The following is a 26,156-nucleotide window of genomic DNA, read 5'->3' on the forward strand; positions in this document are numbered from 1 at the left end:
CGAAGGTATCCCGGCCCGGGGGCCGGGAACTGTGGTCAGACGATGGTGGCTTCGGTCGAGGCGATCATTTCCTCGCGGGTGACGCCATCGGCCAGTTCGACGATATGCAGCCCCTTGTGGTCCACATCCAGCACGCCGAGGTTGGTGATGATGCGATCGACCACGCCCTTGCCGGTCAGCGGCAGGGTGCAGTCCTTCAGCACCTTCGATTCGCCGTGCTTGTTGGTGTGATCCATCACCACCACCACGCGGCCGACGCCGGCGACCAGATCCATGGCGCCGCCCATGCCCTTGACCAGCTTGCCGGGGATCATCCAGTTGGCCAGATCGCCCTTTTCGCTGACTTCCATGGCGCCGAGGATCGCCATGGCGATCTTGCCGCCGCGGATCATCCCAAAGGAGGTGGCGCTGTCGAAATAGGCCGAGTGCGGCAGTTCGGTGATGGTCTGCTTGCCGGCGTTGATCAGGTCTGCATCCTCTTCCCCCTCGATGGGGAAGGGGCCCATGCCGAGCATGCCGTTCTCCGACTGCAGCGTCACGGTCATGCCCTCGGGGATATAGTTCGACACCAAGGTCGGAATGCCGATCCCGAGGTTCACATACATCCCGTCTTCCAGCTCCTGCGCGGCGCGGGCCGCCATCTGATTACGATCCCAGGGCATGATCAGACCTCCTCTTTCTTGCGCACGGTGCGCTGTTCAATGCGTTTTTCGTGATCGCCCTGGATCAGGCGGTGGACATAGATGCCCGGCAGGTGGATGTGATCGGGATCAAGTTCGCCGGGCTCGACGATCTCTTCCACTTCCATCACGCAGATCTTGCCGCACATCGCTGCCGGCGGGTTGAAGTTGCGTGCGGTTTTGCGGAAGATCGCGTTACCGGTGGTGTCGGCCTTCCAGGCCTTGACGATGGCCAGATCGGCAAAGATGCCCTCTTCCAAGATATAGTCCTGGCCTTTGAACGTCTTCACTTCCTTGCCTTCGGCAATCACCGTGCCGACACCGGTCTTGGTGTAGAAACCGGGGATGCCGGCGCCGCCGGCGCGCATGCGTTCGGCCAGCGTGCCTTGCGGATTGAATTCCAGCTCCAGTTCCCCGCTGAGGTATTGGCGCATGAATTCGGCGTTTTCGCCGACGTAGGAGGCCATCATTTTCCGGACCTGCTTGGATTCCAGCAGGAGCCCCAGGCCGAAACCGTCCACACCGGCGTTATTGGAAGCGACGGTCAGCTCCTTGGTGCCCGCGTCGCGGATGGCGTTGATCAGCAGCTCGGGAATGCCGCAGAGACCGAAGCCCCCTGCCGCGATCAGCATGCCGTCGAACAGGACCCCCTCCAGGGCCTCGGCGGCTGTGGCGTAGACTTTGCTCATGGATGTCTCCCTAAAACCCAGATTGCGGGAATCACTGCAGGGAGGCAGGGCAGGAGTCAATGACCCTGTCCGGGCATCTCCTCCAGCGGCCCGCGCGCCTTGGGAGTAGCCCATGGGGCCCCTGTGCTCCAATATCGTAGAAATACGGTGCTGATGGGCGGCGGGGGCCAGCACCCCCGCCAATGGCATCAGCTTTCGGCCGGTTTCTTGGCTGCCGATTTCTTGGCCGGGGCCTTTTTGGCGGCCGGTTTGGCCGCGGTTTTCTTTGCTGCGGCCTTCTTGGGCGCTGCCTTTTTCTTGGCCGGGGCCTTCTTGGCGGCCTTTTCGTTGATCAGCTCCACTGCCTGCTCAAGCGTGACGTTGTCGACTTCCATCGTCTCGGGCAGCGTGGCGTTGATCTTGCCCCATTTGACGTAGGGCCCGTATTTGCCCTTCATCACGTTGACCGGGCCGCCATCGGGATGCTCGCCCAGTTCGCGCAGCGGGGCCGCCGTGGCGCCGGACCCACGCTTGGGTTTGGCTGCCAGTACCTCCACCGCGCGGTTCATGCCGATGGTGAAGACATCCTCGACATCCTCCAGCGTGGCGTTGGTGCCTCCGCGGTTCGAAATGCTGTCAGCATGCTTCAGATAGGGGCCATAACGCCCCAGGTTCGACCAGATCGGCACGCCGTCCTCAGGGTGGTTGCCGATCAGGCGGGGCAGGCTCAGCAGCTTGACCGCCTGGTCCAGCGTCACCTCCTCGGGAGGCCAGCCCTTGGGGATCGACTGGCGCGGAGGTTTCTTGTTCTCTTCGGTTGCCTCGCCGCGCTGGACATAAGGGCCGAAACGGCCCTTGAAGGCATAGATCTTGTCGCCCTCATCCTCGCCCAGCAGCTTGCCTTCGGGCGGAATGCCCGACCCTGAAGTATCTTCCATCCCCGGCGGGCCGAAGGGCCGGGTATAACGGCATTCGGGATAGTTCGAACAGCCGATGAAGGCGCCGCCCGACCGCGCGGTGCGCATCGACAGCCGGCCCTTGCCACAGTTCGGGCACAGGCGGGGATCGCTGCCATCTTCCTTCGGCGGGAACAGATGCGGCGCCAGAACCTCGTTGATCTTCTCCAGAACGTCGGTGATGCGCAGTTCCGAGGTTTCCTCGATCGCCGCCGAGAAATCGCGCCAGAAACGTGCCAGCACGTCCTTGTAATCGGCCTCCCCGGCCGAGACATGGTCAAGCTCATCCTCGAGCTGGGCGGTGAAATCATAGCCCACGTACTTGCGGAAATAATTCTGCAAGAAGGCGATCACCAGCCGGCCCTTGTCCTCGGGGATCAGCCGGTTCTTGTCCTTGCGAACATAGCCGCGGTCCTGAATCGTGGTGACGATCGAGGCATAGGTCGAGGGGCGGCCGATGCCCAGCTCTTCCATCTTCTTGACCAGGGTCGCCTCGGTATAGCGCGGCGGCGGCTGAGTGAAATGCTGCTCCGGGCTGATCTCGCGCTTTTGCGCCGGTTCGCCCTGCATGATCTGCGGCAGCCGCTTGTCGTCTTCGTCGGTGACGTCGTCGCGACCTTCCTCATAGACCTTGAGGAAACCGTCGAACAGCACCACCTGACCGGTGGCGCGCAGGCCGACCTGGCCGTCGGCGCTGGCGATCTCGACCGTGGTGCGCTCCATCCGCGCCGATTCCATCTGGCTCGCCAGGGTGCGCTTCCAGATCAGATCATAGAGCCGGCGCTGATCGTGATCGGTGACCTTCAGACCCTCGACATCCATCGTCATGTCGGTTGGGCGGATACATTCGTGTGCTTCCTGCGCGTTTTTCGCCTTGTTCTTGTAGATACGTGGGGAAGACGGCACATAGGCAGCGCCATAGCGGTCGCCGATGGCGGCGCGGGCGGCGGTCACCGCCTCGGGCGCCATGTCGATGCCGTCGGTCCGCATATAGGTGATATAGCCCGCCTCATAGAGCCGTTGCGCCGCGCTCATCGTCTGGCGCGCGCCCATGCCGAACTTGCGGCTGGCCTCTTGTTGCAGGGTCGATGTCATGAACGGCGGCGAGGGGTTGCGGCTGGCCGGTTTCGCCTCGACCTGGGCAATGGTCAGATCGCGGGTGGTGATCGCCTGAACCGCAAGCTCGGCCTGGGTGGCGTTCTCGATATCGTATTTGTCGAGCTTCTTGCCCGCCAGAACGGTCAGCCGGGCCTCGTATTCCTGGCCGCGCGGGGTGACCAGGATGGCTTTGACGGTCCAGTATTCACGGGGCTTGAAGGCCTCGATCTCCATCTCGCGCTCGACGATCAGCCGCAGGCAGACAGATTGCACCCGGCCGGCCGATTTGGCTCCGGGCAGCTTGCGCCACAGCACGGGGGAGAGGTTGAAGCCCACCAGATAGTCCAGTGCCCGGCGCGCCAGATAGGCCTCGACTAGATCCTCGTCGACCTGGCGGGGATGTTTCATCGCCTCGGTCACCGCGTCCTTGGTGATGGCGTTGAAGGTGACGCGCTTGACGTCCGTGTCCTTCTTGATCGACCGCCGCTTGGTCAGAGCCTGCTGCAGGTGCCATGAAATCGCCTCGCCCTCGCGATCGGGGTCGGTGGCGAGGATCAGGGAATTGTCATCGGCGAGCGCGTCGGCAATCGCCTTCATGTGCTTGCGGCTGTCCGGAGAAATCTCCCAGGTCATCGCGAAATCGTGGTCGGGATCGACCGATCCATCCTTCGGAGGCAGGTCGCGAACATGGCCGTAAGAGGCAAGAACGGTGTAATTTGGGCCTAGGTATTTGTTGATCGTTTTCGCTTTTGCGGGGGATTCGACAACAACTACAGGCATTTAATGGATAACCTCTTGCGGCGGAGACGGCGCTTTCTATGAGCGGGCAAGATGTGGTGTGCAAGGGTCAATTGTCAATCCGCGCGGTTTCGGCACAGTCGGGAGTGGCTTTTTCGCCCAATCACGAGGTGAAGGGGAGCGGTGAATGGACGCTGAATAAGCTTCTGCTGCGGCGGTGGCATGGACGTCCTTGCAGGGCCGGACGAGTCAGGTGAGCCTCGGCGAGCGGCGGAACTTGGCGCAAATTCCGGGTCGGACAAGGGATCATCTTCGGATCATCTTCCGGCGCGCGCGGGGGGGCGGGTAGGGGCCTCTACCCGGCGGCGACGTGGCGGGACGCTCAGCGCAGCAACGCCAACAGGCCGCCGGCCTGGCGCTGGATGCGGCCTTCGAGTTCCAGATCGACCAGGGCAGGGCCAATCCGCCCGGGAGAGGTTCCCAGATCGCGGATCAATTGATCCTCCGCCATCGGCGACGGGCCGAGCCGGTCGAGGATCTGGCGATGCAGGGCGGCGGTCTCGCGCAGGCTGCGTTGCTGCGGCGCAGGGGGCTGCGGCGGCTGGTCCGGTTCCGCAGGCGTCTGCGGCAGGGGCAGGGCGGTGATCACATCTTCGGCATTGCGTACCAGCGTTGCGCCGTCACGGATCAGCATGTTGCAGCCGGCGGCGCGGGCATCGAACGGATGGCCGGGCACCGCCAGCACATCGCGCCCCTGATCGAGCGCATCGCGCGCCGTGATCAGGCTGCCCGAGCGCGCGGCCGCCTCGATCACGACGACTGCCCGGGCCAGCCCCGAGATGAGCCGGTTGCGACGGGGGAAGTGGCGTGCCTGCGGCGTCATGCCCACAGGTTGTTCGGACAGCACCAGGCCCTGGCGGGCGATATCCGCCGCAAGCCCGGCGTTTTCCGCCGGGTAGATCACGTCGACCCCGCCCGCCAGCACGGCGATGGTCCCGCTTTGCAGTGAGGCCAGATGCGCCGCCGCATCGACCCCGCGCGCCAGTCCCGACACGATGACGAAACCGGCCTCTCCCAGTTCTTTGGCCAGCCCGCGGGCCATCCGGGTGCCGAGAGAGGAGGCATTGCGGGCCCCGACCAGCGCGATCGCCGGGCGCGCCAGCAGGGCGGGGTCACCGACCACCCAGATCAGCGGCGGTGCATCGGGAAGATCGTGCAGGGCGGCGGGGTAGTCCGGGGCGTCGTCGCCGATCAACCGGGCGCGGGCGGCGTGTCCGGCCCGCATCTCGGCCGCGACCAGCGCCTCTGGACAGGTTTCGTAATCCTCCAGTCCTGCCTCCCTGGCGATCCCGGGCAGCGCGCGTAAAGCTTCTGCTGCGCAACCATATTCGGCCATCAGCCTGCGATAGGTGGAAATTCCGACGCGTCGGGAGCGAAGCAGACGGAGGCGGTTGATCCGGTCATCTTCCGAGCTGGGTGATGCTGGGTGGGTGGAAGAGTGCTGCGTTCCGGGCATCCTGTCCTCCGCCTGCTTGCAAAACAACTTTAAGGAGAAATTCGTTAACAGGGGATTAATCATGGCGAGATTGTGGCGCGGCGCGCCCGGATTTCGCCGTATTTCGCGTGGTGCCTGAGTCGCGGACGAAAAATCGCCGCCCCGGGGAGGGGCGGCGATTCTGGCCGTAATGCTGCTGGCCGCAACCCGTCTGGCCGCAATCGTGATTCCTGTGGTCTCCTCCCGGAACCGGGCAGGGCGGATCAGGCGGCAGAGCCGCCGACGGTCAGTTGATCCATCAGAACGGTGGGCTGTCCGACGCCCACCGGCACCCATTGGCCGTCCTTGCCGCAATTGCCCAGCCCCGGATCCAGTGCCATGTCGTTGCCAAGCGCGCGGATATGTTGCAGCGAGGTGGGGCCGTTGCCGATCAGCGTGGCGCCCTTGACCGGGGCGCCGACCTTGCCATTCTGCACCCGATAGGCCTCGGTGCAGGAGAACACGAACTTGCCGTTGGTGATATCGACCTGGCCGCCGCCGAAGCCCACCGCCCAGATGCCGTCCTTGATCTCGGCGACGATATCGGCCGGATCGGCATCGCCGCCCAGCATATAGGTATTGGTCATCCGCGGCATCGGCGCATGGGCATAGCTTTCGCGCCGGCCGTTGCCGGTGGGCTCGACCCCCATCAGTCGGGCGTTCTGGCGGTCCTGCATGTAGCCCACCAGGATGCCGTCCTCGATCAGCACGTTGCGGCGCGACGGCGTGCCCTCGTCATCCACGGTGATCGAGCCGCGCCGGTCGGGAATGGTGCCGTCGTCCAGCACCGTCACGCCCTTGGCCGCCACCTGCTTGCCCATGAGGCCGGCGAAGGCCGAACTCCCCTTGCGGTTGAAGTCCCCCTCCAGCCCGTGGCCGATCGCCTCGTGCAGCAGGATACCGGGCCAGCCGGGGCCGAGCACCACCTCCATCACCCCGGCAGGGGCGGGGACGGCATTCAGGTTGACCAGCGCGATCCGCAACGCCTCGCGCGCCTTGGCCTGCCAGTCCTCTGGCGCGATCAGCCCGTCAAGCCCGACCCGACCGCCGCCCCCGGCAGTGCCGGTTTCACGCCGGCCGTTCTGTTCGACGATGACCGAGACATTGACCCGGGTCATCGGCCGCACATCCGTCACCATCACCCCGTCGGGCCGCAGGATCGCCACCTCTTGCAACGAGGCGGCGAGCGTGGCGGTAACCTGCACCACCCGCGAATCGAGATCGCGGGCGAAGGCGTCGATTTCGCGCAGCGTCTCGATCTTGACCGGGAAGGCGGTGCCGCCGATCGGGTCGTCATCGGTGTAGAGCCGGTGGTTGGTGGCCTGCGGCGGCGGCGCCATCACCCCGCCGCCCTGTCCCACCGCCAGCCGTGCGGTTTCCGCGGCGCGGCGCAGCGATGAAATCGAAACATCGGTAGAATGGGCATACCCCGCCACCTCACCCTTGACCGCGCGCAGCCCGAAGCCTTCGGAGGCGTCATAGCTGGCCGTTTTCAGGCGACCGTCGTCGAACACCAGCGCCTCGGATTTCCGCCGTTCGACAAAGAGCTCGCCATCGTCGGCGCCCTCAGTGGCCGATTTCACGATGGCGAGCGCCTCATCCTCCGGCAGGAGTGATTCGAACGGGCGGTAGGTCTCTGATCGCATTTGGCGGCCTCGTTATTTGATCCAAATCAACAAGCGTCGCTGTGACGCAAGCATTTCACTTTATTCGCAAGGCAGAATATGGTTTTTTGGACAGTCAAAGACAACGGGTGCCCGCCGATCCCGTCGGCATTCGTTCGTTCCGGGAGGAGGACGGGATCGACCGATCAGGACTGGATATGAAGAAGCTTTTGAGTCTTTCAGGGGTGTTTTGCACCCTGGGCGGCCTGCCCGCAATGGCGCAGGACCAGCTTGAGATCGTTGGCAAGCCGGTGAGCGGCAAGATGGGGTTCCAGCCGGCGGCCACCGAACTGGCCCGGGATCTGCAGGGCCTGGATCACATGATTCTGATCATTATCACCGCAATTACCCTGCTGGTGATCGGACTTATTCTCTGGGTGGTCGTCCGGTACAACCGGCGCGCCAACCCGACGCCAGCCCAGTTTACCCATCATTCGACGGTCGAAATCCTCTGGACCGTGGTTCCGATCGTGATCCTTGTCTTTATCGGTGCGGTTTCCCTGCCGGTGCTGTTCAAGCAGCAGGAGATCCCCGACGCCGATATCACCATCAAGGTGACCGGCTATCAGTGGTACTGGGGCTATGAATATGTCGACGCGGGTTTTTCCTTCGACAGCTATATGATTGGCCAGCCGGCGACCGGCGGGAATTACATGCTGACCCCCGAAGTCGAGGCCAAGCTGGTCGAGGCCGGCTACAGCCGCGACGAATTCCTGCTGGCCACCGATACCGCGGTGGTGGTGCCGGTCGACAAGATCGTGGTGATGAATGTGACCGGGGCGGACGTGATCCATTCCTGGGCGATGCCCGCCTTCGGGGTGAAACAGGACGCGGTGCCGGGCCGTTTGGCTCAGCTCTGGTTCAAGGCCGAACGGGAAGGGATCTATTTCGGCCAATGTTCCGAGCTTTGTGGCAAGGATCACGCCTTCATGCCGATCACCGTCAAGGTGGTCAGCCAGGAGGCTTACGAGAAATGGCTTGAAAAGGCGACTGAGGAATATGCCGGCACCCCTGCGGTTCCTGCAGGTTACCAGATCGCGGCCAAATGAACAGACAAGCGGTGGCGGACAGGGAGGACCGTCAGCCATGGAGACCTAGGAAGACATGACCGACGCCAGTATCAACGCCAGTTCCACCCCTGAACGCGAGGCCGGGTTCGGCGATTATTTCGCCCTGCTCAAGCCGCGGGTGATGTCACTTGTGGTTTTCACCGCCTTTGTCGGGCTGGTGGCGGCCCCGGTGCATGTCAATCCGATCGTCGGCTTTTGCGCGATCCTGTTCATCGCCATTGGCGGTGGCGCTTCCGGCGCGCTGAACATGTGGTGGGACGCCGATATCGACATGGTGATGAAACGCACCAAGAACCGGCCGATTCCGCTGGGCCGGGTCGATCGGGTCGAGGCACTTCAGATCGGCATGGCCCTGTCGGGCCTGTCGGTGATGATGCTGGCGCTGGCCACCAATATCTTTGCCGGCGCCTTTCTGGCCTTCACCATCTTCTTCTATGTGGTGATTTATACTATCTGGCTGAAACGGGCGACGCCGCAGAATATCGTCATCGGCGGTGCCGCAGGGGCGTTTCCCCCGGTGATCGGCTGGCTGGCCGCCACCGGGTCGATGTCGATCGAACCTTGGCTGATGTTCGCGCTGACCTTTCTGTGGACCCCGCCGCATTTCTGGGCACTGGCGCTGTTCATGCGGTCTGACTACGACGACGCTGGCGTGCCGATGCTGACGGTGACCCATGGCCGGCGCTCCACCCGGCGTCATATCCTGGCCTACACCGTGCTGCTTGTAGTTTTCGCCGTGGGCGCGGCCTTCTCGGGCATCGGCGGGCCGATCTATCTGGCGGTGTCGGTGGTGCTGAACGCCCTGTTCCTGCGCGGTGCCTGGCGCATCTTCCGGCGGGACGAGGTCGCTTCGGAGGCCGACAACTTCAAGGTTGAGCGCGGCTTCTTCAAGCTCTCGCTGCTCTATCTTTTCCTGCATTTCGGCGCCATCCTAATGGAAGCGGTTCTAAAACCCTATGGCTTCGGTGGCTGGGGATGAGCTGGCGCCCGATTCACGAATTGCATAGGCGCCGGCTGGGGCGAAACCTCGGGGTGGGGCTGGCGCTGGGGGCCTTTGTCGTGATCGTCTTCGGACTAAGCATCGCCAAGACCCAGCGCGGCGAAATCCAGCGCCCGGGTGTCGCGGTTTCCCAGGGAGGAATGGGGAACTGATGCACCGGGGAGGAGCTGAGAGGGAGGAGAAAGAACATGTCGGGCCAACAGCCTGCGGTTAGGCGCACCGTATCGCAACTGGTGGCGGTCGTCCTGGTGATGGGGGCGCTCGCCTGGGCCGCGATTCCGGCCTATAATTGGTTTTGCCGGGTCACCGGATATGGTGGCGAAACCGGGGTTGCCGAAACCGGATCGGATGTGATCCTGGACCAGACTGTCAAGATCCGGTTCGACGCGTCGAAGGAACGCGGCATGGCTTGGGAATTCAAGCCGCTCCAACGCGAGGTCGACCTCAGGATCGGCGAAACCGGGCTGGCCTTTTTCGAGGCCTACAACCCCACCGACCGACCGATCGCCGGGCAGGCCTCCTATAACGTCGCGCCCTATTCGGCGGGCAGCTATTTCGACAAGATCGCTTGTTTCTGTTTCACTGAACAGGTGCTGCAACCCGGTGAACGGGTCGAGATGCCGGTGACCTTTTTCGTCGATCCCGCGATTGTCGAGGATCCGGAGGCGAAATTCGTTCACACCATCACCTTGTCCTATACATTCTACGAAATTGATCTGCCCGAGGGCTATGCGGCCCTGTCCCAGAAGGCGGACACAAACCTGAACTGAGACCGAGAGGAGAGGTCGCTTCATGGCACACGCGAAAAATCACGACTACCATATCCTGCCCCCGTCCGCCTGGCCGCTGCTGGCCTCGATTGGCGGGTTCACCATGCTGTTCGGTGCGGTGCTCTGGATGCATGGGATCACCTCGGCCGCTTTCTGGGTCGGGCTGGTCCTGGTGCTCTACACTATGTACGGCTGGTGGTCCGAGGTGGTGGCCGAGGCGCGGGTGGGCGATCACACCCCGGTGGTGCGGATCGGGCTGCGCTATGGCTTCATCCTCTTCATCATGTCCGAGGCGATGTTCTTCTTCGCCTGGTTCTGGTCGTTCTTCAAACACGCGATCTATCCGATGCAGAATTACTTCGGCACGGAATACGTCGCGCCGCATATCCATGCGGTCGATCCGTTCCACCTGCCGCTGATCAATACGGTGATCCTGCTTCTTTCGGCCTGCGCGGTGACCTGGGCGCACCATTCACTGGTGCATGGCAACGATCGCAAGGGGCTGGTGCAGGGCCTGGCCATCGCCATCGTGCTGGGGCTCAGCTTTACCGGGCTGCAGGCCTATGAATATATCGTGCTGCTGACCGATGAGGGCTGGGAATTCGGCGGCGACCAGTTCTATTCCAACTTCTTCATGGCGACCGGCTTTCACGGTGCCCATGTGATCATCGGCACGATCTTCCTGGCGGTCTGCCTGGTGCGCGCGATGAAGGGGGATTTCACCCCTGAAGAGCATGTCGGTTTCGAGGCTGCGGCCTGGTACTGGCACTTCGTCGATGTGGTCTGGCTGTTCCTGTTCTTTGCGGTCTACATCTGGGGCAGTTCCGGTCTGTCGTAAGCGATCGCGGGGTTTGCGGTTGAAATCCCGCCCCTGCCCTAGGTAAAGCGAGGCGCGCGGTCCCCCGCGCGTCTTTTTTGTCCGACCGGAGCCTGGCATGCGCCGTTTCCTGTTCCTGCTGCTGATCGGCCTTGCCGGCGCCGCCGTGCTGGTGAGGCTGGGCAATTGGCAGATCCAGCGGCTGTCCTGGAAACAGGGCGTTCTGGCCGAGATCGAGACGCGGATAGACGATGCGCCCGTGTCGCTGCCTGCCGATCCTGATCCTGAGCGCGACCGCTATCTTGCCGTCGCAGTACGCGGCACGATGGAACCCGGAGAGATCGACGTTCTGGTCTCGACCAAGACGCTTGGCGCCGGCTATCGGGTGATCGCGCCCTTCGTGACCGACACCGGGCGGCGTATCCTGATCGATCGCGGGTTCATTCCGGCCTCTGACAAGGGGGCCGAACGTGGCACCGGTTTGATGTCGGTGACGGGAAATCTGCACTGGCCGGACGAGATCGACAGTTTCACCCCCGATCCCGACCGGGGCGCCAATATCTGGTTCGCCCGCGACGTGCCTGCCCTGGCGAAGGAGCTGCGGACCGAGCCGGTGCTGCTGATCGCGCGCAGCGAAACCGACCCTGCCATCACGCCTTTGCCGGTGTCGACCGAGGGAATCCCAAACGACCACTTGCAATATGCGGTGACCTGGTATGGTTTGGCGCTGATCTGGGCGCTGATGACCCTTTACTTTCTGTGGCGCACGCGCGCCCGATCGCGGAGTAGCAAAGAATGAAATATGTCTCGACCCGCGGGCAAGCGCCCGTGTTGTCCTTTGAAGAGGCGATGCTGACCGGGCTGGCCCGTGACGGTGGCCTCTATCTGCCCGAAACCATCCCGACGCTGACTGCCGAGGAAATCGCCGCCTTCGAGGGGTTGAGCTATGAGGAGGTCGCCTTCCGGGTGATGCGCCCGTTCATCGGTGACAGCTTCACCGACGATGAATTCCGCGACATCATCGCCAAGGCCTATGCCGGCTTCGGTCATATCGCCCGCGCGCCGCTGGTCGAGCTGGCACCGGGGCATTTCCTGCTTGAGCTGTTCCATGGCCCGACGCTGGCCTTCAAGGACTTCGCCATGCAGCTGATCGGCCAGCTCTTCGAAGTGGCGCTGAAGCGGCGCGGCGAGCGGGTGACCATCGTTGGTGCCACCTCCGGCGATACCGGGTCTGCCGCGATCGAGGCGTTCCGCGGGCTCGAGAATGTCGATGTCTTCATCCTCTTTCCGCATGGTCGGGTCAGCGAGGTGCAGCGCCGTCAGATGACGACGCCGGCGGATGCGAATGTGCATGCGTTGGCGCTCGATGGCGATTTCGACGATTGCCAGGCGCGGCTGAAGGACATGTTCAACGATTTCGACTTCCGCGACGGCGTGAAGCTGGCCGGCGTCAACTCGATCAACTGGGCACGGGTGCTGGCGCAGGTTGTCTATTACTTCACCTCCGCCGTGGCGCTGGGGGCGCCGCATCGCAAGGTCAGTTTCACCGTTCCGACCGGCAATTTCGGTGATATCTTCGCGGGCTATATCGCCCGGCGGATGGGGCTGCCGATCGACCGGCTGGTGGTTGCGACCAACCAGAACGATATCCTGCACCGCTGCCTGTCGGGGCAGGGCTATTTCAAGGGGGAGACGATTCCCTCGATCAGCCCGTCGATGGATATCCAGGTCAGTTCGAACTTCGAACGTGCGCTCTATTACGCCTATGATCAGGACGGTTCTGCTGTGGCGCAGCTGATGGACGAACTGAAGGCGGGGGGCTTCAACGTCAGCCAGGGCGCCATGCAGGCGCTGGCCGAGGCATTCTTGTCCGGTCGCGCCTCGGAAGAAGAAACGCTGACCACCATCGCCTCCACGCTGAAACAGAGCGGAGAGCTGATCTGCCCGCATACCGCCGTCGGCGTGAAGGTGGCGGAAGAGACCCGCGTGATCGGCACGCCGATGATCACATTGGCCACGGCGCATCCGGCGAAATTCCCCGATGCGGTCGAGAAGGCCAGCGGCATTCGCCCGCCTCTTCCCCAGCGGATGGCAGATCTGTATGACAGGCCGGAACGGGTGACGCGGATCGCCAACGATCTCGGCGCCATCGAAGAGCATATCAAGGGACATATCGCCAGGTGAGCGTTCAGCAGCATCAATTGCCCAACGGCTTCCGTATCGTGTCGGAGCGGATGCCGGGGCTGCAATCGGCGTCGATCGGGATCTGGGTAACGGCCGGTGGCCGGCACGAGCGGATCGAACAGAACGGCATCGCCCATTTTCTTGAACATATGGCCTTCAAGGGGACCAAGACCCGCAGTGCCCTGCAGATCGCCGAGGCGATCGAGGATGTGGGCGGTTATATCAACGCCTATACCTCGCGTGAGGTGACGGCCTATTACGCCCGCGTGCTCGAGGCCGATGTGCCGCTGGCGGTCGATGTGATCTCCGATATCCTGCTGAACCCGGTGTTCGACCCGAAGGAGATCGAGGTCGAGCGCGGGGTGATCCTGCAAGAGATCGGCCAGGCAAATGACACCCCCGATGATGTGATCTTCGACTGGTTGCAGGAGGAAAGCTATCGCGATCAGCCGTTGGGCCGCACCATCCTGGGGCCGAGCGAGCGGGTCAGCGCGTTTTCCCGCGACGATCTGGCGGGCTTCGTGTCCGAGCATTATCGCCCGGGGCAGATGATTCTCTCTGCTGCCGGGGCGGTCGATCATGATCAACTGGTTCGGCTGGCGACCGAGCTGTTCGGCGATCTGCCGGCGGGACCGGCCAGTGTGGTGGCTCCGGCACGGTTCACCGGGGGGGAAAGCCGCCGGATCAAATCGCTGGAGCAGGCCCATTTCGCCCTGGCGCTGGAAAGTCCGGGCTATTGCGATGACGAGATCTATACCGCGCAGATCTATGCCAATGCGCTTGGCGGCGGCATGTCCTCGCGTCTGTTCCAGCAGGTGCGTGAGCTGCGCGGGCTGTGCTATACGATCTTCGCCCAGACCGGGGCCTATGCCGATACTGGCGCCACAACAATCTATGCCGGCACCTCGGCCGAGCAGATTGGCGAGCTGGCCGGTATCACTATCGACGAGATGAAGCGCGCCGCCGAGGATATGACGGATGCTGAGGTCGCGCGCGCCCGTGCGCAGATGAAGGCCGGTATGCTGATGGGGCTGGAAAGTCCGTCGAACCGGGCCGAGCGGTTGGCGCGGCTGGTGCAGATCTGGGACAAGGTGCCCGCGCTGGAGGAAACCGTCGAGCGGATCGACGCGGTCACCGTCGAGGCAGTGCGCGCTTTTGCCGAGAAGATCGCCGCCGAGGCGCCGGCGGCGCTGGCGCTTTATGGTCCGGTCGAGGCGGCGCCGACCCTGGCCGAGCTGCAAGACCGGCGCGCCGCCTGACGCGCCCGGGGTTCGACCGATGCTTCTGGCGAAACGCAAGCTGAAGATCGAGACCGAGCGGTTGACCCTGCGGCCGCCCATGCACTCGGATTTCCGGGCCTGGACGGCGTTGCGGGTCGACAGTCGCGACTTCCTGACGCCGTGGGAACCGTCCTGGGCGGAGGATCATCTGAGCCGCAAGGCCTTTACCAACCGGGTCTATTGGGCACAGCGTTCGGTGGCGGGCGGTACTGCACTGCCGCTGTTTCTGTTCCGGCGTGACGATCAGGTGCTGTTGGGGGCGATCACCCTCGACAATATCCGGCGCGGTCCGGCACAGATGGGCACGCTGGGGTATTGGACCGGCGCGGTCCATGCCCGCCGCGGGTTCATGCGCGAAGCGATCACGGCGGTGGTGCATCATGCCTTCACCCGGATGGAGTTGAGCCGGATCGAGGCTGCCTGCCTACCGGAAAACGCCGCTTCCCGTGGGGTGTTGGAAAGCACCGGTTTCAAATACGAGGGCGTGGCGCAGAGTTATCTGCAGATCAACGGGCGGTGGCGGACCCATGTGCTTTATGCCTGTTTGCGCAGCGACCGTCGTGGCAGGACGGATGCCGGCATGAGTGGGCTTTGAACGCCTGTCCTCGCAGGGAAATGTGACCTCTCGGTCCGGGCGGGTTCCGGAAAACATGAGGTTTCCCCGTCCGGAATTTTCCTGAAAGTCCGGTTCCGCGTCAAAGCCCACGCCCCTTTGATCCGCGTATTCCTCCGATTCAGGCCAGCGGCTGACTTTGTGCTCTTGTCGGGCAGCCCGGCTTGCGTCAGGAATGCAGCATGACATTGAATCCCGCCGATGAAGCCTTCGCCCTCCGGCTGCGCGAGACGCTGCCGGAACAGGTGTTTCGCAGCCCCGAACCCCGTTATATGGAAGAACCGCGCGGTCGCTGGGCCGGGCAATGCGGCGTGCTCGCCCTGCCGCGCAGCGTCGAGGAGGTCTCGGCCCTGGTCGCCGCTGCGGCGGCGGCACGGGTGCCGGTGGTGCCCTATGGCGGTGGCACCGGACTGGTCGGCGGTCAGGTGATGCCGGAAGGCCCGGCGCCGATGATCGTCTCGCTCGAGCGGATGAACGCGATCCGCGGCATTTACCCCACCGAGAATGTCATGATCGCCGAAGCCGGCGCCATTCTGGCTGATGTGCAGCTTGCCGCGGCAGAGGCAGGGCGGCTGTTTCCCCTGTCGCTTGCGGCCGAGGGCACGGCGCGGATCGGCGGCAACCTGTCGACCAACGCCGGCGGCACCGCGGTCTTGCGCTATGGCAATGCGCGCGATCTCTGCCTCGGGCTCGAGGCGGTGTTGCCCGACGGGCGGATCTGGCATGGGCTGTCGCGGCTGAGGAAGGACAATACCGGCTATGATCTGCGCAACCTGCTGGTCGGGGCCGAGGGGACGCTGGGGATCATCACCGCCGCGACGCTGAAGCTTTATCCGCAGCCGGCTGCCCGGGGCACAGCCATCTTCGTCGTGCGCGATCCGCAGGCGGCGATCGAGCTTTTGGCGATGGCCCGGGATCAACTGGGTGAGGGCGTCAGCGCCTTTGAACTGATCGCCGGGCAGGGGCTGAGGTTCCTGGCCGAGACCCTGCCGGATGTGCGCCAACCCTTCGACACGCCGCCCGATTGGTGCGTTCTGATCGAACTGGGGCTGGCGCGCGGGCTTGATCCGGAGGCGGCGCTGGCCGATCTGTTCGAGGCCGCGCTCGAGGCTGGGCTCGCCAATGACGGGCTGATCGCCCAGTCTCAGGCGCAACGGGATGATTTCTGGTCCGTGCGCGAACATATCCCCGAAGGCAACCGCCGCATCGGTGCGGTCTCCAGTCACGATATCTCGGTGCCGATCAGCCTGATCCCCGAGTTCATCGCCCGCGGCAATCAGATCGTTGCCGGGCTGGGCGGGTTCCGGGTGAATTGCTTCGGCCATCTGGGCGACGGCAATCTGCATTACAACGTCTTCCCAGAACCCGGTCGCAGCAAGGCCGATCACGCCAATCAGGTCGGCGCGGTCAAGCGTGCTGTGCACGATCTGGTGCATGAGATGGGCGGATCGGTCAGCGCCGAACATGGCATCGGTCGGCTCAAGGTCGAGGATCTGGAACGCTATAGTGATCCGGTGCGGCTGGATGCACTCAGGGCGATCAAGGCGGCGCTCGATCCGCTTGGCATCATGAACCCGGGCGCGGTGCTGCGTACTTAGGGGATTTCCCCGAGGGCCAGTTGCCGGGCCCCGGTAACTTTGCCCGGGGCCGAGGAGCCTGTGATCTCAGACCCTGCGCATCAGGCGCAGCGCGTCATAGATCGCTGCATGGGTGTTGCGCGCCGCCACCGCGTCGCCGATTCGGTAGAGCAGGAAGTTCCCCTCCGCCCCGGCATGATCGGGCTGCGGCTGACCCGCGATCAATGCGGTGTAATCCACCGCACCCTTGTTGCGCGATCTGGGTTTCAGGTCGAAATAGATCTCGTCCATCGGTCGGGTGCCGTGGTTGATCACCACCTGATCGAAGTCGCGCACTTCGCGCCAGCTGGAATAATCCGTGCCGATGGTGGCTTTCAGCCCGTTGCCGGCCCGTTCTACCGCCTTCAGCCGGTAGGTGACGGTCAGCCGCACATCCTTGTCCTGCAGGGCCCGCATGTAGGGGGTCAGGTTCATGCCCATCACATCGGGGGAAAAGCTGCGATCGGGCGTCATGATCTCGACATGCGCGCCGGTCTCGGCGATCACCTCGGCTGCCTGTAATGCTGCCGGATCGCCGGCATCGTCAAAGATCAGCACGCGGGAGCCGGGGGCCACATCGCCCGACAGGATGTCCCAGGCCGAGACTACCAGATCGTTGCCGGTCTCCAGCACCTCGGTATCCGGCAGGCCACCGGTGGCGATGATGACCACATCCGGATCCAGCGCGGTGACATCCTCCGCCTCGGCGAAACTGTTGAAACGGAAGGCGACGTCGTGGGCGGCGCATTGTGACATGCGCCAGTCGATGATGCCGGTTATTTCGCGCCGGCGCGGGCTGCGTGCGGTCAGCCGCACCTGTCCGCCGGGGTCCGAGGCGGCCTCGAAAACCGTCACCTCATGGCCGCGTTCTGCGGCGACGCGAGCGGCCTCCAGCCCGGCGGGGCCGGCGCCGACGATCACCACGCGCTTCTTCTCGGTCGCGGGGGCGATGGTATGCGGTTCGGTCAGCTCCCGCCCGGTCGAGGCGTTGTGGATGCAGAGCGCCTCTCCACCTTGATAGATGCGGTCGAGGCAATAGGTGGCGCCGACGCAGGGGCGGATATCGTCCTCTCGTCCGGTCATGATCTTTCGCACGATATGCGGATCGGCGATATGGGCGCGGGTCATCCCCACCATGTCGAGCAGCCCGTTGCTCACCGCGTGGCGCGCAGTGGCGACATCGGGAATGCGGGCGGCGTGGAAGGTGGGCAGGCCGATCTCGGCCCGCACCCGGCCGGCGAAATCCAGATGCGGCGCGCTACGCATGCCCTGCACCGGGATCACATCGGTCAGATCGGCATCGGTGTCGATATGGCCGCGAATGACATTCAGGAAATCGACCTGGCCGGTGGCCTTCAGGCGCCGGCCGATCTCCAGCCCTTCCGCGGTGGAGATGCCGTTCGGTGCCAGATCGTCGGCGGTATAGCGCAGCCCGACGATGAACTCGGGGCCGACCCGATCACGAATGGCCGTGAGCACGTCGCGCGAGAATTTCATCCGCGCCGCCAGATCGCCGTTCCAGGGCCCATCGAGCGTATTCTGGCGCGGCGACCAGAAGGCATCCATCAGATGGCCATAGGCCTCGAGCTCGATCCCGTCGAGGCCGGCGGCCTTCATCCGTTCGGCAGCATCAGCGTAATCCTCGATGATGCGGGCGATGTCCCAGTCCTCCATCACCTTGGGAAAGGAGCGATGCGCCGGTTCCCGCAGGCCGGAGGGGGCGACGACCGGCAGCCAGTCGCCCTTGTTCCATCCCGTGCGCCAGCCCAGGTGGGTGAGCTGGATCATCACCGCGCAGCCGTGGTCGTGGCATTCGTCGGCGAGCTTGGCCATCCAGGGCACGATTTCGTCCTTGTAGGCCTGCAGATTGCCGAAGGCCGCCGGGCTGTCGCGCGACACCAGCGCGGAGCCGGCGGTCATCACCATCGCCACGCCGCCCCTGGCGCGTTCGACGTGATAGGCGCGATAGCGGTCCTTGGGCATGCCGTCCTCGCCATAGGCGGGTTCATGCGCGGTGGTCATGATCCGGTTCTTCAGGGTGAGATGTCTGAGTTGATAGGGCTGGAGCAGCGGATCGGTGGTCATGGATATCCCTGTTGATCTGGCGTTTTGGGAAGAGCCTAGCAGGGGCAGGAGGGCGGTCGATCCTGAAAGCGACATATGCCGGTGTTTCTGGACGGTGCCGCGGCAAGCTGTGCGGGGGGTGCGCATTTGGCGGGCGCTGGCGAAGGCGCCTTGTGGCGCCTGCCTTTGGCGAGGATATTTGAAAGCCAGAAAAAGGTGGGAGCCTGGCCGGGGCGCATGGATTGCATTGCCGCGTCGTTTCGGCCAGACAGGGGAACGCGTGCCCATTCCCCGGGCGCGGTGGTCTGGGAGTGGCGGATGCTTTTGCGGGAACGGGCGGAGCTCGCCCTGGCGGATCTGGCGGCGGGGCCGTCTTGGCGGCCGACAGCCTTTGTCGCGCTTTTCGCGCTGGTGATGTTTCTGCCGGGGTTTTTCAGCTTGCCGCCGATCGACCGGGACGAGACCCGTTTCGCCCAGGCCTCGCGCCAGATGGTGGAGAGCGGGGATTATATCGACATCCGGTTGGGCGAGGGGACGCGGTATAAGAAACCGGTGGGGATCTATTGGTTGCAGGCCGCCGCGGTGCAGCTTGTCGGCGTCAACCACGATCAGGAGATTTGGGTCTATCGGCTGCCGTCGCTGGTGATGGCGGTGGCGGCGGTGATGCTGACCTATCTGATTGCCCTGTCGCTGGTCGGTGCCCAGTCGGCGCTGCTGGCGGCGCTGTTGATGGCCGTTTGTTTCGTGCTGGGAGGGGAGGCGCGGCTGGCCAAGACCGACGCGACGCTGCTGGTGACGATCCTGGCGGCGCAGCTGGTCCTGGCGCGGCTGCACATGCGCGGGGCAGAGGCCCTGCGCGGCGGCTGGCCCTGGCTGTTCTGGGGGGCGATGGGCGTCTCCATGCTGATCAAGGGGCCGATCGGGCCGATGGTGGTGGGGTTGACCCTGCTGGCCTTGATCGCGATCCGGCGCGGGGTATCCTGGCTGGCGCCGTTGCGGTGGGGCTGGGGTATCCTGCTGTTCCTGCTGATCGTGTTGCCCTGGTATGTGGCGATTACCGTCAAATCCGGCGATGCCTTCTGGGCCGAGGCGCTGGGGCGCGATCTGATCGGCAAGATCGGTGAGGGGCAGGAGAGCCATGGCGCCCCCTTCGGCTCTTACGCGCTGGCGGTCTGGTTCACCTTCTGGCCGGCCTCGATCCTTTTGCCCTTCGGTCTGTGGTACGGCTGGCTGGCGCGGCGCGAGGCGGCGGTCTTGTTCTGTCTGGCCTGGATCATTCCTTCCTGGCTGGTGTTCGAGATCGCCGCGACCAAGCTGATCCACTATGTGCTGCCGCTGTTCCCGGCCCTGGCGATCCTCAGCGCCAGGGGATGGCTGGCGCGGGAGCAGGAGCGGTTCGGACGGGTTTACAGTGTTTTCCTGGCTGTCTTTCTGCTGTTGGCGCTGCTGCTGGCCGCGGCGCCGCTGGTCTTCGCGCTGCAATACGGGCGCGGTCCGGGGCTGATCTGGGCCTCGGGGCTGGCGATCAGCCTTTTGGGCATTGGCTGGGTCTGGGGCGCGATGCGTGGCGGCGACCGGCTGGCGCCGGTGCTGGGCATGGGGGCGTTGTCGCTGGGCCTGTCGGTCAGCCTGTTCGGCCATCTGGCCCGGCTTGACGCGATCTGGCCATCGAATGCCATGGCGGCGCTTGAGCAGAAGGCCGATGCGATGTGCGAGGCGCCGCAAATCTTGTCAGTGGGCTATGGGGAGGCGTCGCTTCTGCTTCTGAGCCCGCGGATGCCGCTGTTCCGGGGGGCGGAGGCGGCGGCCGAGGCGGCGGGGGTAGCGCCCTGTGCGCTGGTCTTCGTCCGGGCCGATCAGCGTGCAACCTTCGAGGCGGCGAGCGTGCGGCCCTATGAGGTGATCGGCGAGGTCAAGGGGTTTGCCCTTGGTGGGGCCGATGATGTGGATATGGCGGCCTATCTGTTCCGCTGAGCCATCCGGGCGCGCAGATCGCTGAGCCTGCGGCGGGCGTCGAGCCGCGCCCAGCCCAGTCGGCCGAGCCGCCAGGTCTGGCAGAGGCCTTTCCGGATCAGCGCGCCGGCGCCGCGCCAGACATTGCCGAACATCCGATCGAACCAGGTCAGTGCCAGGAATTGTGCCATCCAGCCGACGAAGGCGCCGGCCAGCACCTGCCAGACGCTGTGGGCTCCGACTTCAATGCGGGTGCCACCGACGAAAGCCGCGGATAACAGCGCCAGCCCCTGGGCGAGCCGGCTGTTTGACAGGCAGCTCTGCGCCAGCCAGGTGGCGCCGAAAGTGGTGGCCGCAGTGTGCCCGGATGGGAAACCGCGGTCGCCGCCATTGGGGCGTTGGTTGATCGCCGCCGATCCCAAGCCGCGTTTCGACAGCGTATAGGTCGACAGCAGTAGCGTGAAACGTCCGAGATAGCGGATGCCCTCGCCGCTGGCGACGGCGCAGGCCAGCCCGGTCAGCGGTACTGCGATCTGTACGTTGTCCCCTATGTGTTCGAGCTGTCGGTCAGACAGCCCATAGGAGGCGATCACGATCACCAGGATGAGCGCGGTGCCGAAGCGGCGCATCAGGCGGAGCAGTCCGGCGCGCGGGCCGAGATCGGTTGGCTGGGAGGGCATGTTACCGGTTCCTTGCGAAAATCTGGCGCATGCGTTGCAGACCGCTCGCGGCTGCAGGCGCCAGGCCGAAAGCTCTGGTTCGTAATCGGCGACCGAGGGCGAGGAGATCACCCAGCATCGTGCGCGCATCGGCTGCGAGGGCGCTTGCCGTCACCCGGGCATGGATGCGCTCAAGCCGGAACAACCGGGCCAGGGTCCAGGCCAGCGTGCTGGTGAAGATCATCGCCCAGATTACGTCGGATAGAAAATGTCGGCCCTTGAAGAACCGCATCGAGGCCAGCGCCAGCACCAGCACCGCCAGCGTCGCGACAAGCCAGCGGCGGCGCTGTGGCGGGACCACATGCCACAGGATCGCTCCGATGATGAGCCCGCCGGCGGTGACGAGAGAGGCTTCTCCTGACACAAAGGAACAGTTGTGCTGGCATTGGTCGGTGATCTGAAACGGTGGGGTGAACCGGGCCTGCCCGCCAAATTGCTCGATCTGCGCCGGGCGGGCGCGGCCCCAGTGCGATTTGAGGATCAGGTTTACCAGGATGCCTGGTCCCAGCAGCACCAAGCTGACGCACCAGCCCCAGAACCGGGGCGGGATGCGCAGCGTGTGGCGGGTGAACAGCCCGTAGATCGTCAGCCCCAGCAGGCCCAGCGTGCTGAAGTTGAGAAATTTCCAGACGATGGAGCGCAGGGCTTGCAGGCTTTGGCTTTGTTCCGCCGGGAAGGTGCCGGTCACCGGGTCATAGACCAGCCGGGCGGCCGCCAGGTCGATCCCGGGGAAGGTGGCGAACAGCAAGGCGACCGCCAGCCAGACGATGAGGAGGGCCCGGGTGATCTGGCTGGAGCGGCTAGGCGTCATCACTTTGCGGTGTCCCAGCAGTTTCTGGGCTGCAGATAAAGCTGCAGGGTGTCACGGGAATAGGCGCCGGGCCCGGGGATCCAGGTGGCGGTAGGCAGTGCCTCGCCGCAGGCAGGGGCGCCGTCCAGAGTGGCGAAGAGGAAAGGCCCGCTCCGCTCGGCGGGGTAGGGGTGCCGCTGGGCATAGTAATTATCGGGACGCCCCCGGGCGGGCACCGCATAGATCGCGATATCACCGCCCTTGGCGCGCAGGAAGAGATCGGCCAGCAGCAGGCGGCTATCGCTGACGACGGCGGTCACACCTTGCTGGCGCGCGGTCTCGAGAATGCGGGAGCTCATCTCCTGCTCACCGACATAGCGGCGCATCAGCAATTCGCCCTTGGGGGTGGTCCAGCGCGTGGCCTGGGTGAAGGCGATCGGTAGCATCGCAGCCAGCACCATATCGAGCACCAGTGCGATCCAGAGCCAGGTCCGCCCCCGATGCCACAGCACCGGCACCACCAGCAGCAGCAGCGCCAGGCAGGCGGTGATCGCCCAGTTGGCATAGGCCTTGGACAAGATGGCCTGCACTGTCACCAGGATCAGCGTCGGTGCTGCCATCAGGGCCAGCCAGCGCTGTTTCCAGTCATCGCGCAGGAACGCCCGCGGGGCGAGCCACAGGAAGGCGCCGAAGAACACCGGTCCCATCACGCCGAATTGCGAAACGAGGAATTCGAGCGCCTTGTTGAAATGCAGATTCAGCCCGGAGTGACGCACCCAGTCGACATTGTCAGCGGTATGCGAGAAGGTCATCAGATCGTTCTGCAGGTTCCACACCACGTTGGGCGCGATCACCACCAGGAAGACCAGGGCCGCGATGCCGGCGTCACGCCAGGCGATCCGCGCCTGCGGCACGACAAGCGCGCCGATGCCAGCGCTGAGGATGAAATAGACGGCGGCGTATTTCGCCAGCATGCCAAGCCCGAGGCAGAGCCCCAGCCCGATGGCGGCCTTGGCCGAGGATGTCGCCGTCAGTCGAAGATAGAGCCAGAGCGCCCCGGCGAAGAAGGGCAGCAGGATGGTGTCTGTCGAGACCAGGAATGCCCCGGCTGTCACTGCCGGCAGGGTGACGAAGGCGATTGCCACCATCGCCGCCGCGCGCCGGTCGGTCACCTGCCGTGCCGCGCCCATCAGGATCAGAGCGGTGGCGGCCTGAAACAGCGGCCCGGGCAACCGGATCCAGAAGGTGGTGTCTCCACCCAGTTCGGTAAAGGCGCGCAGGACCCAGCCGATCAGCGGCGGCTTGGAATAATAGCCCCAGGCGAGCTCTTGTCCCCACTGCCAATATTGCGATTCATCGACAAAGAGCTCTGCCTGCGAGAAGGCCAGCAGGATCACCCGGTAAACCGTGATCGCGGCAATGATCGCGATGGCGATCCACTTGGGATCAGATACTCTGTCGAGCGGCGCGCTTTTCTGCATAAATCAGCCAAATATTGCGAAGGTAAATGACGACGCCCAGAGACTGGCCGAGGATGAAAACAGGATCTTGCCGGTGCACAGCATAGGCCAGCAGGGTCAGGCCGCCGGTGATCGAGAACCACCAGAACAGCTCAGGCACCACTGAGCGACGCTGTTTTTCGGAAGCGATCCATTGAATGATGAAACGCATGGAAAACAGAAGTTGCGCCCCCAACCCGATAATAACCCAGATCAGCTCAGCCCGGGTTTCGACCTTGAAAAAGCTCAGCAGAGTCTCGATCATTCGTGGCCCTCTCCGGGGGCGGGGACTTCCTGCGGGTGGGCGGTCTTGGCGCGGCGGATCAGCCAGGCGACGCCGAACAGATCGTAGATCCCCACCAACGCACGCTGCAGGTTGTTGTAATTCGAACTGCCGCCGCCGCGTTCACGGTGGGCGACATCGACATGGGCCACCTGCCAGCCGTCACGGGCGAAAAGCGCGGGCAGGTAGCGGTGCATGTGATTGAAGAAAGGCAGCCGCAGAAAGGCATCGCGGCGGAAGGCCTTGAGTCCGCATCCGGTGTCGCGGGTGTGGTCGTTCAGCATCCAGGCACGCAGCCGGTTGGCAAGCTTCGAGGCGATCTTCTTGGACCAGGTGTCCTGCCGCTTGACCCGCTGCCCGGCGACCAGACCAAGATCGGCCGGCGCGTCGGGCGCCATCAGCGGGGCCACCATCTTGGGGATTTCGGCAGGCGGGTTCTGCATGTCGCCGTCGAGGGTGCAGATAATCGCGCCGGTCGCAGCCAGGACGCCGCTGTGCACCGCTGCCGACTGGCCGCCGGCCTTCGGGTGGCGGATCAGCCGCAGCCAGGGGTATTCGGTTCGAAGCTCCTGAATCAGTCGCGCGGTGTCGTCGTTCGATCCGTCATCGACCAGGATCAGTTCCTTGTCGGGCAGGTCGGCGCAAGCGCTATCGATTTCGCGAACCAGAGGCACGACATTTTCGGCCTCGTTATGCATTGGGATGACGATCGAGAGCTTCATGGCCTCAGTATACAGTCTTTTCGCTGGCGGTCGTTTGGTCGGTGCAGCCTAGCCTCGGCAGATGACAATTCCGCTGCACAGGCCAGGCCACATCCGTTCGATCCGGTTGGCTATACATGTGATCAGACAGGTTACTGTCGGGCAACGCATGTAAAGCTTGGTGAATACAGGTTTGTGGCTGCAGGGCAACATATTATTTCGTTTGCAAGACGTTCCTAGGCGTTTCTTCGCGTGTGCCGCGTGCTGTGCAGATACAATCGCAAGGGTCTGCCGGAGCCTCTCAGCATCAATGCAGAGAAGGTCAACCCGATCCCGGCGGGCAGATACAGCAACCACCAGAGCTGCGGATGATTGAGCACGACCGAGGTCGCCAGGCCGCGCAGGCCTTCGAGTAGCAGCAGGATCGCGAAGGCCGTCAGAGCCTGCGGCCATAGTCCGAAGCGAGAAAAACCGCCCATCATCATCGCGGCATAGCCGACCAGGGGCACGGTGATCACGATCACGATCCAGGCCAGGCGTTCGTGCAATTCTTCGGTGATCTCGCCGGTATCGTAATTCCCTGTGGCCAGCAACGCGGCGCGGCCGGAGCGACTGAAGAGTTCGGTCGTGGGAACGCCACGCAGGTTGCGCTTGCCGCCGCTGCGGGCACTGGCCAGGGAGGTGATGTCGTAAGAAAAATCTGCGAACAGCGTGGTGGACAGCGACTTGAGCTTGGAATTGTAACGCATCGCCATGCCCTGAACCATCACAAGGCTGAGCTGGTCGTCGGTCGAAACCAGAAAGGCGCGGGCGGCGGTATAGGTGATCGGGCGCAGTTGGTCGCGGCGGTCTGACAGGAAGACATCATGCAGCGTGCCGTCGGGGTCGATCTTGCCGATGTAGAATGTCACGCCGCTGGTCGGGTGCATGAAGCTGCCTTCATTCAGAAGCTGGGCGGTCAAGTCGCGGGTGACCTCAGCCTCGCGCAGGCCGAGCTGCTGGATCGAGGCCGGGCGCAGATAGGTGGTCAGCACTGCCATCATCAGCGCCGTGACAACACCGAAATAGAGCATCGGCCGTGCCAGCCTGAGCGGGCTGGACCCGGTGGCCAACATGACGGTCAGTTCGCTGTCGCGGCTCAGCCGGTTGGTGGCATAGACGGCGGCGCCGAAGGCGGCCATGGGCATGACTGTGCGGATCAGCGTCGGCAGCGACAGCGCGGTGAATTCCAGAAACACCATGGCCGACTGGCCGCCGCTGATCAGCCGGTCGAACAGGCTGACGGATCGTGAAATCCACAAGACTCCCACCAGAACCAGCAAGAAAAAACCGAACAGTACCAACAATTGGCGCAGGACATATCCGTCAAATCTGGACATTGGCGGCGGGGGCTTTCGGCAGTTCCGGAACGATGATTGCGCGGACCATATGGCAGTTAAAGAACAGTGGGAACCTTTAA

General features: G+C 64.1%; 23 protein-coding genes. 11 read left to right on the plus strand and 12 right to left on the minus strand.

Annotated elements, in window-relative coordinates; translation table 11 throughout:
• Nucleotides 1–35: 35 nt before the first annotated feature.
• The 5 genes from G455_RS0112300 to tldD all read right to left on the minus strand — a co-directional run bounded on the left by G455_RS0112300 (nt 36) and on the right by tldD (nt 7,320).
• The gene (locus G455_RS0112300) at nt 36–662 is read right to left on the minus strand and encodes a 3-oxoacid CoA-transferase subunit B (RefSeq protein ID WP_028093988.1); all 627 of its coding nucleotides are present in this window, start codon (nt 660–662) and stop codon (nt 36–38) included.
• A gap of 2 nt (nt 663–664) precedes the next feature.
• A complete protein-coding gene (locus G455_RS0112305) occupies nt 665–1,369 on the minus strand; it encodes a CoA transferase subunit A (protein ID WP_028093989.1) in 705 nt (234 codons plus the stop codon).
• 188 nt (nt 1,370–1,557) lie between these two features.
• A complete protein-coding gene (gene topA, locus G455_RS0112310; RefSeq protein ID WP_028093990.1) occupies nt 1,558–4,182 on the minus strand; it encodes a type I DNA topoisomerase in 2,625 nt (874 codons plus the stop codon).
• A gap of 340 nt (nt 4,183–4,522) precedes the next feature.
• Nucleotides 4,523–5,656: a DNA-processing protein DprA gene (dprA, locus tag G455_RS0112315; protein ID WP_028093991.1), complete on the minus strand. Its 1,134-nt coding sequence runs from the start codon at nt 5,654–5,656 to the stop codon at nt 4,523–4,525.
• Between the two features lie 242 nt (nt 5,657–5,898).
• Nucleotides 5,899–7,320, minus strand: coding sequence for a metalloprotease TldD (tldD, locus tag G455_RS0112320; protein ID WP_028093992.1), 1,422 nt, complete (start codon nt 7,318–7,320; stop codon nt 5,899–5,901).
• A gap of 176 nt (nt 7,321–7,496) precedes the next feature.
• Between tldD and coxB the strand changes: the two genes are divergently transcribed.
• The 10 genes from coxB to G455_RS0112370 all read left to right on the plus strand — a co-directional run bounded on the left by coxB (nt 7,497) and on the right by G455_RS0112370 (nt 16,670).
• Nucleotides 7,497–8,387 (plus strand): cytochrome c oxidase subunit II, encoded by an 891-nt coding sequence (gene coxB / locus G455_RS0112325; RefSeq protein ID WP_028093993.1) that lies wholly within the window; start codon nt 7,497–7,499, stop codon nt 8,385–8,387.
• 55 nt (nt 8,388–8,442) lie between these two features.
• Nucleotides 8,443–9,387, plus strand: coding sequence for a heme o synthase (gene cyoE, locus G455_RS0112330; RefSeq protein ID WP_028093994.1), 945 nt, complete (start codon nt 8,443–8,445; stop codon nt 9,385–9,387).
• On the plus strand, nt 9,384–9,560 hold the full coding sequence (locus G455_RS26695) for a hypothetical protein (RefSeq protein ID WP_035366678.1): 177 nt from the start codon (nt 9,384–9,386) through the stop codon (nt 9,558–9,560). The genes cyoE and G455_RS26695 overlap by 4 nt, the downstream gene beginning before the upstream one ends.
• 36 nt (nt 9,561–9,596) lie before the next feature.
• Nucleotides 9,597–10,178, plus strand: a complete 582-nt coding sequence (locus G455_RS0112340) for a cytochrome c oxidase assembly protein (protein WP_028093995.1) — start codon at nt 9,597–9,599, stop codon at nt 10,176–10,178.
• Nucleotides 10,179–10,200: 22 nt separating this feature from the next.
• Nucleotides 10,201–11,016, plus strand: a complete 816-nt coding sequence (locus tag G455_RS0112345; protein WP_028093996.1) for a cytochrome c oxidase subunit 3 — start codon at nt 10,201–10,203, stop codon at nt 11,014–11,016.
• Nucleotides 11,017–11,113: 97 nt separating this feature from the next.
• The gene (locus G455_RS0112350) at nt 11,114–11,794 is read left to right on the plus strand and encodes an SURF1 family protein (protein ID WP_028093997.1); all 681 of its coding nucleotides are present in this window, start codon (nt 11,114–11,116) and stop codon (nt 11,792–11,794) included.
• Nucleotides 11,791–13,179, plus strand: coding sequence for a threonine synthase (gene thrC / locus G455_RS0112355; protein ID WP_028093998.1), 1,389 nt, complete (start codon nt 11,791–11,793; stop codon nt 13,177–13,179). The genes G455_RS0112350 and thrC overlap by 4 nt, the downstream gene beginning before the upstream one ends.
• Nucleotides 13,176–14,438, plus strand: a complete 1,263-nt coding sequence (locus tag G455_RS0112360; RefSeq protein WP_028093999.1) for a M16 family metallopeptidase — start codon at nt 13,176–13,178, stop codon at nt 14,436–14,438. Before thrC ends, G455_RS0112360 begins: the two co-directional genes overlap by 4 nt.
• A 19-nt stretch (nt 14,439–14,457) precedes the next feature.
• Nucleotides 14,458–15,054: a GNAT family N-acetyltransferase gene (locus G455_RS0112365; RefSeq protein ID WP_028094000.1), complete on the plus strand. Its 597-nt coding sequence runs from the start codon at nt 14,458–14,460 to the stop codon at nt 15,052–15,054.
• Nucleotides 15,055–15,254: 200 nt separating this feature from the next.
• Nucleotides 15,255–16,670 carry an FAD-binding oxidoreductase gene (locus tag G455_RS0112370; protein WP_028094001.1) on the plus strand — a complete coding sequence of 472 codons (1,416 nt, stop codon included), beginning with the start codon at nt 15,255–15,257 and terminating at the stop codon, nt 16,668–16,670.
• A gap of 66 nt (nt 16,671–16,736) precedes the next feature.
• Here G455_RS0112370 and G455_RS0112375 read toward each other — a convergent pair whose 3' ends face one another.
• Complete coding sequence (locus tag G455_RS0112375) at nt 16,737–18,773, minus strand: NADH:flavin oxidoreductase (protein ID WP_028094002.1); 2,037 nt, start codon at nt 18,771–18,773, stop codon at nt 16,737–16,739.
• Nucleotides 18,774–19,070: 297 nt separating this feature from the next.
• Here G455_RS0112375 and G455_RS23970 point away from each other — a divergent pair, with 297 nt between their 5' ends.
• A complete protein-coding gene (locus tag G455_RS23970; RefSeq protein ID WP_161629391.1) occupies nt 19,071–20,726 on the plus strand; it encodes an ArnT family glycosyltransferase in 1,656 nt (551 codons plus the stop codon).
• On the opposite strand, the gene G455_RS25605 is transcribed toward G455_RS23970, so the two are convergent.
• The 6 genes from G455_RS25605 to lptF all read right to left on the minus strand — a co-directional run bounded on the left by G455_RS25605 (nt 20,711) and on the right by lptF (nt 26,076).
• On the minus strand, nt 20,711–21,385 hold the full coding sequence (locus G455_RS25605; RefSeq protein WP_051312439.1) for a phosphatase PAP2 family protein: 675 nt from the start codon (nt 21,383–21,385) through the stop codon (nt 20,711–20,713). The two genes, G455_RS23970 and G455_RS25605, sit on opposite strands and share 16 nt — an antisense overlap.
• A gap of 1 nt (nt 21,386) precedes the next feature.
• Nucleotides 21,387–22,235, minus strand: coding sequence for a phosphatase PAP2 family protein (locus G455_RS23980; RefSeq protein ID WP_051312441.1), 849 nt, complete (start codon nt 22,233–22,235; stop codon nt 21,387–21,389).
• A complete protein-coding gene (locus G455_RS0112395; protein WP_028094003.1) occupies nt 22,235–23,695 on the minus strand; it encodes an ArnT family glycosyltransferase in 1,461 nt (486 codons plus the stop codon). Before G455_RS0112395 ends, G455_RS23980 begins: the two co-directional genes overlap by 1 nt.
• The gene (locus G455_RS0112400) at nt 23,661–23,978 is read right to left on the minus strand and encodes a lipid-A-disaccharide synthase N-terminal domain-containing protein (RefSeq protein WP_028094004.1); all 318 of its coding nucleotides are present in this window, start codon (nt 23,976–23,978) and stop codon (nt 23,661–23,663) included. The genes G455_RS0112395 and G455_RS0112400 overlap by 35 nt, the downstream gene beginning before the upstream one ends.
• Entirely contained in the window at nt 23,975–24,718 is a 744-nt protein-coding gene (locus G455_RS0112405) for a glycosyltransferase family 2 protein (RefSeq protein WP_035366679.1), read from the minus strand. The genes G455_RS0112400 and G455_RS0112405 overlap by 4 nt, the downstream gene beginning before the upstream one ends.
• A gap of 215 nt (nt 24,719–24,933) precedes the next feature.
• Nucleotides 24,934–26,076 (minus strand): LPS export ABC transporter permease LptF, encoded by a 1,143-nt coding sequence (gene lptF, locus G455_RS0112410; RefSeq protein ID WP_028094006.1) that lies wholly within the window; start codon nt 26,074–26,076, stop codon nt 24,934–24,936.
• Nucleotides 26,077–26,156: the final 80 nt, after the last annotated feature.

It is taken from the genome of Pseudodonghicola xiamenensis DSM 18339, from assembly GCF_000429365.1.
GTDB classification, from domain to species: domain Bacteria; phylum Pseudomonadota; class Alphaproteobacteria; order Rhodobacterales; family Rhodobacteraceae; genus Pseudodonghicola; species Pseudodonghicola xiamenensis.

Bases quoted from the DNA above. Each gene is read 5' to 3' on its own strand.
- G455_RS0112300 (WP_028093988.1), bottom strand. From the start codon at position 662: ATGCCCTGGGATCGTAATCAGATGGCGGCCCGCGCCGCGCAGGAGCTG.
- G455_RS0112305 (WP_028093989.1), bottom strand. From the start codon at position 1,369: ATGAGCAAAGTCTACGCCACAGCCGCCGAGGCCCTGGAGGGGGTCCTG.
- topA (WP_028093990.1), bottom strand. From the start codon at position 4,182: ATGCCTGTAGTTGTTGTCGAATCCCCCGCAAAAGCGAAAACGATCAAC.
- dprA (WP_028093991.1), bottom strand. From the start codon at position 5,656: ATGCCCGGAACGCAGCACTCTTCCACCCACCCAGCATCACCCAGCTCG.
- tldD (WP_028093992.1), bottom strand. From the start codon at position 7,320: ATGCGATCAGAGACCTACCGCCCGTTCGAATCACTCCTGCCGGAGGAT.
- coxB (WP_028093993.1), top strand. From the start codon at position 7,497: ATGAAGAAGCTTTTGAGTCTTTCAGGGGTGTTTTGCACCCTGGGCGGC.
- cyoE (WP_028093994.1), top strand. From the start codon at position 8,443: ATGACCGACGCCAGTATCAACGCCAGTTCCACCCCTGAACGCGAGGCC.
- G455_RS26695 (WP_035366678.1), top strand. From the start codon at position 9,384: ATGAGCTGGCGCCCGATTCACGAATTGCATAGGCGCCGGCTGGGGCGA.
- G455_RS0112340 (WP_028093995.1), top strand. From the start codon at position 9,597: ATGTCGGGCCAACAGCCTGCGGTTAGGCGCACCGTATCGCAACTGGTG.
- G455_RS0112345 (WP_028093996.1), top strand. From the start codon at position 10,201: ATGGCACACGCGAAAAATCACGACTACCATATCCTGCCCCCGTCCGCC.
- G455_RS0112350 (WP_028093997.1), top strand. From the start codon at position 11,114: ATGCGCCGTTTCCTGTTCCTGCTGCTGATCGGCCTTGCCGGCGCCGCC.
- thrC (WP_028093998.1), top strand. From the start codon at position 11,791: ATGAAATATGTCTCGACCCGCGGGCAAGCGCCCGTGTTGTCCTTTGAA.
- G455_RS0112365 (WP_028094000.1), top strand. From the start codon at position 14,458: ATGCTTCTGGCGAAACGCAAGCTGAAGATCGAGACCGAGCGGTTGACC.
- G455_RS0112370 (WP_028094001.1), top strand. From the start codon at position 15,255: ATGACATTGAATCCCGCCGATGAAGCCTTCGCCCTCCGGCTGCGCGAG.
- G455_RS0112375 (WP_028094002.1), bottom strand. From the start codon at position 18,773: ATGACCACCGATCCGCTGCTCCAGCCCTATCAACTCAGACATCTCACC.
- G455_RS23970 (WP_161629391.1), top strand. From the start codon at position 19,071: ATGCTTTTGCGGGAACGGGCGGAGCTCGCCCTGGCGGATCTGGCGGCG.
- G455_RS25605 (WP_051312439.1), bottom strand. From the start codon at position 21,385: ATGCCCTCCCAGCCAACCGATCTCGGCCCGCGCGCCGGACTGCTCCGC.
- G455_RS23980 (WP_051312441.1), bottom strand. From the start codon at position 22,235: ATGACGCCTAGCCGCTCCAGCCAGATCACCCGGGCCCTCCTCATCGTC.
- G455_RS0112395 (WP_028094003.1), bottom strand. From the start codon at position 23,695: ATGCAGAAAAGCGCGCCGCTCGACAGAGTATCTGATCCCAAGTGGATC.
- G455_RS0112400 (WP_028094004.1), bottom strand. From the start codon at position 23,978: ATGATCGAGACTCTGCTGAGCTTTTTCAAGGTCGAAACCCGGGCTGAG.
- G455_RS0112405 (WP_035366679.1), bottom strand. From the start codon at position 24,718: ATGAAGCTCTCGATCGTCATCCCAATGCATAACGAGGCCGAAAATGTC.
- lptF (WP_028094006.1), bottom strand. From the start codon at position 26,076: ATGTCCAGATTTGACGGATATGTCCTGCGCCAATTGTTGGTACTGTTC.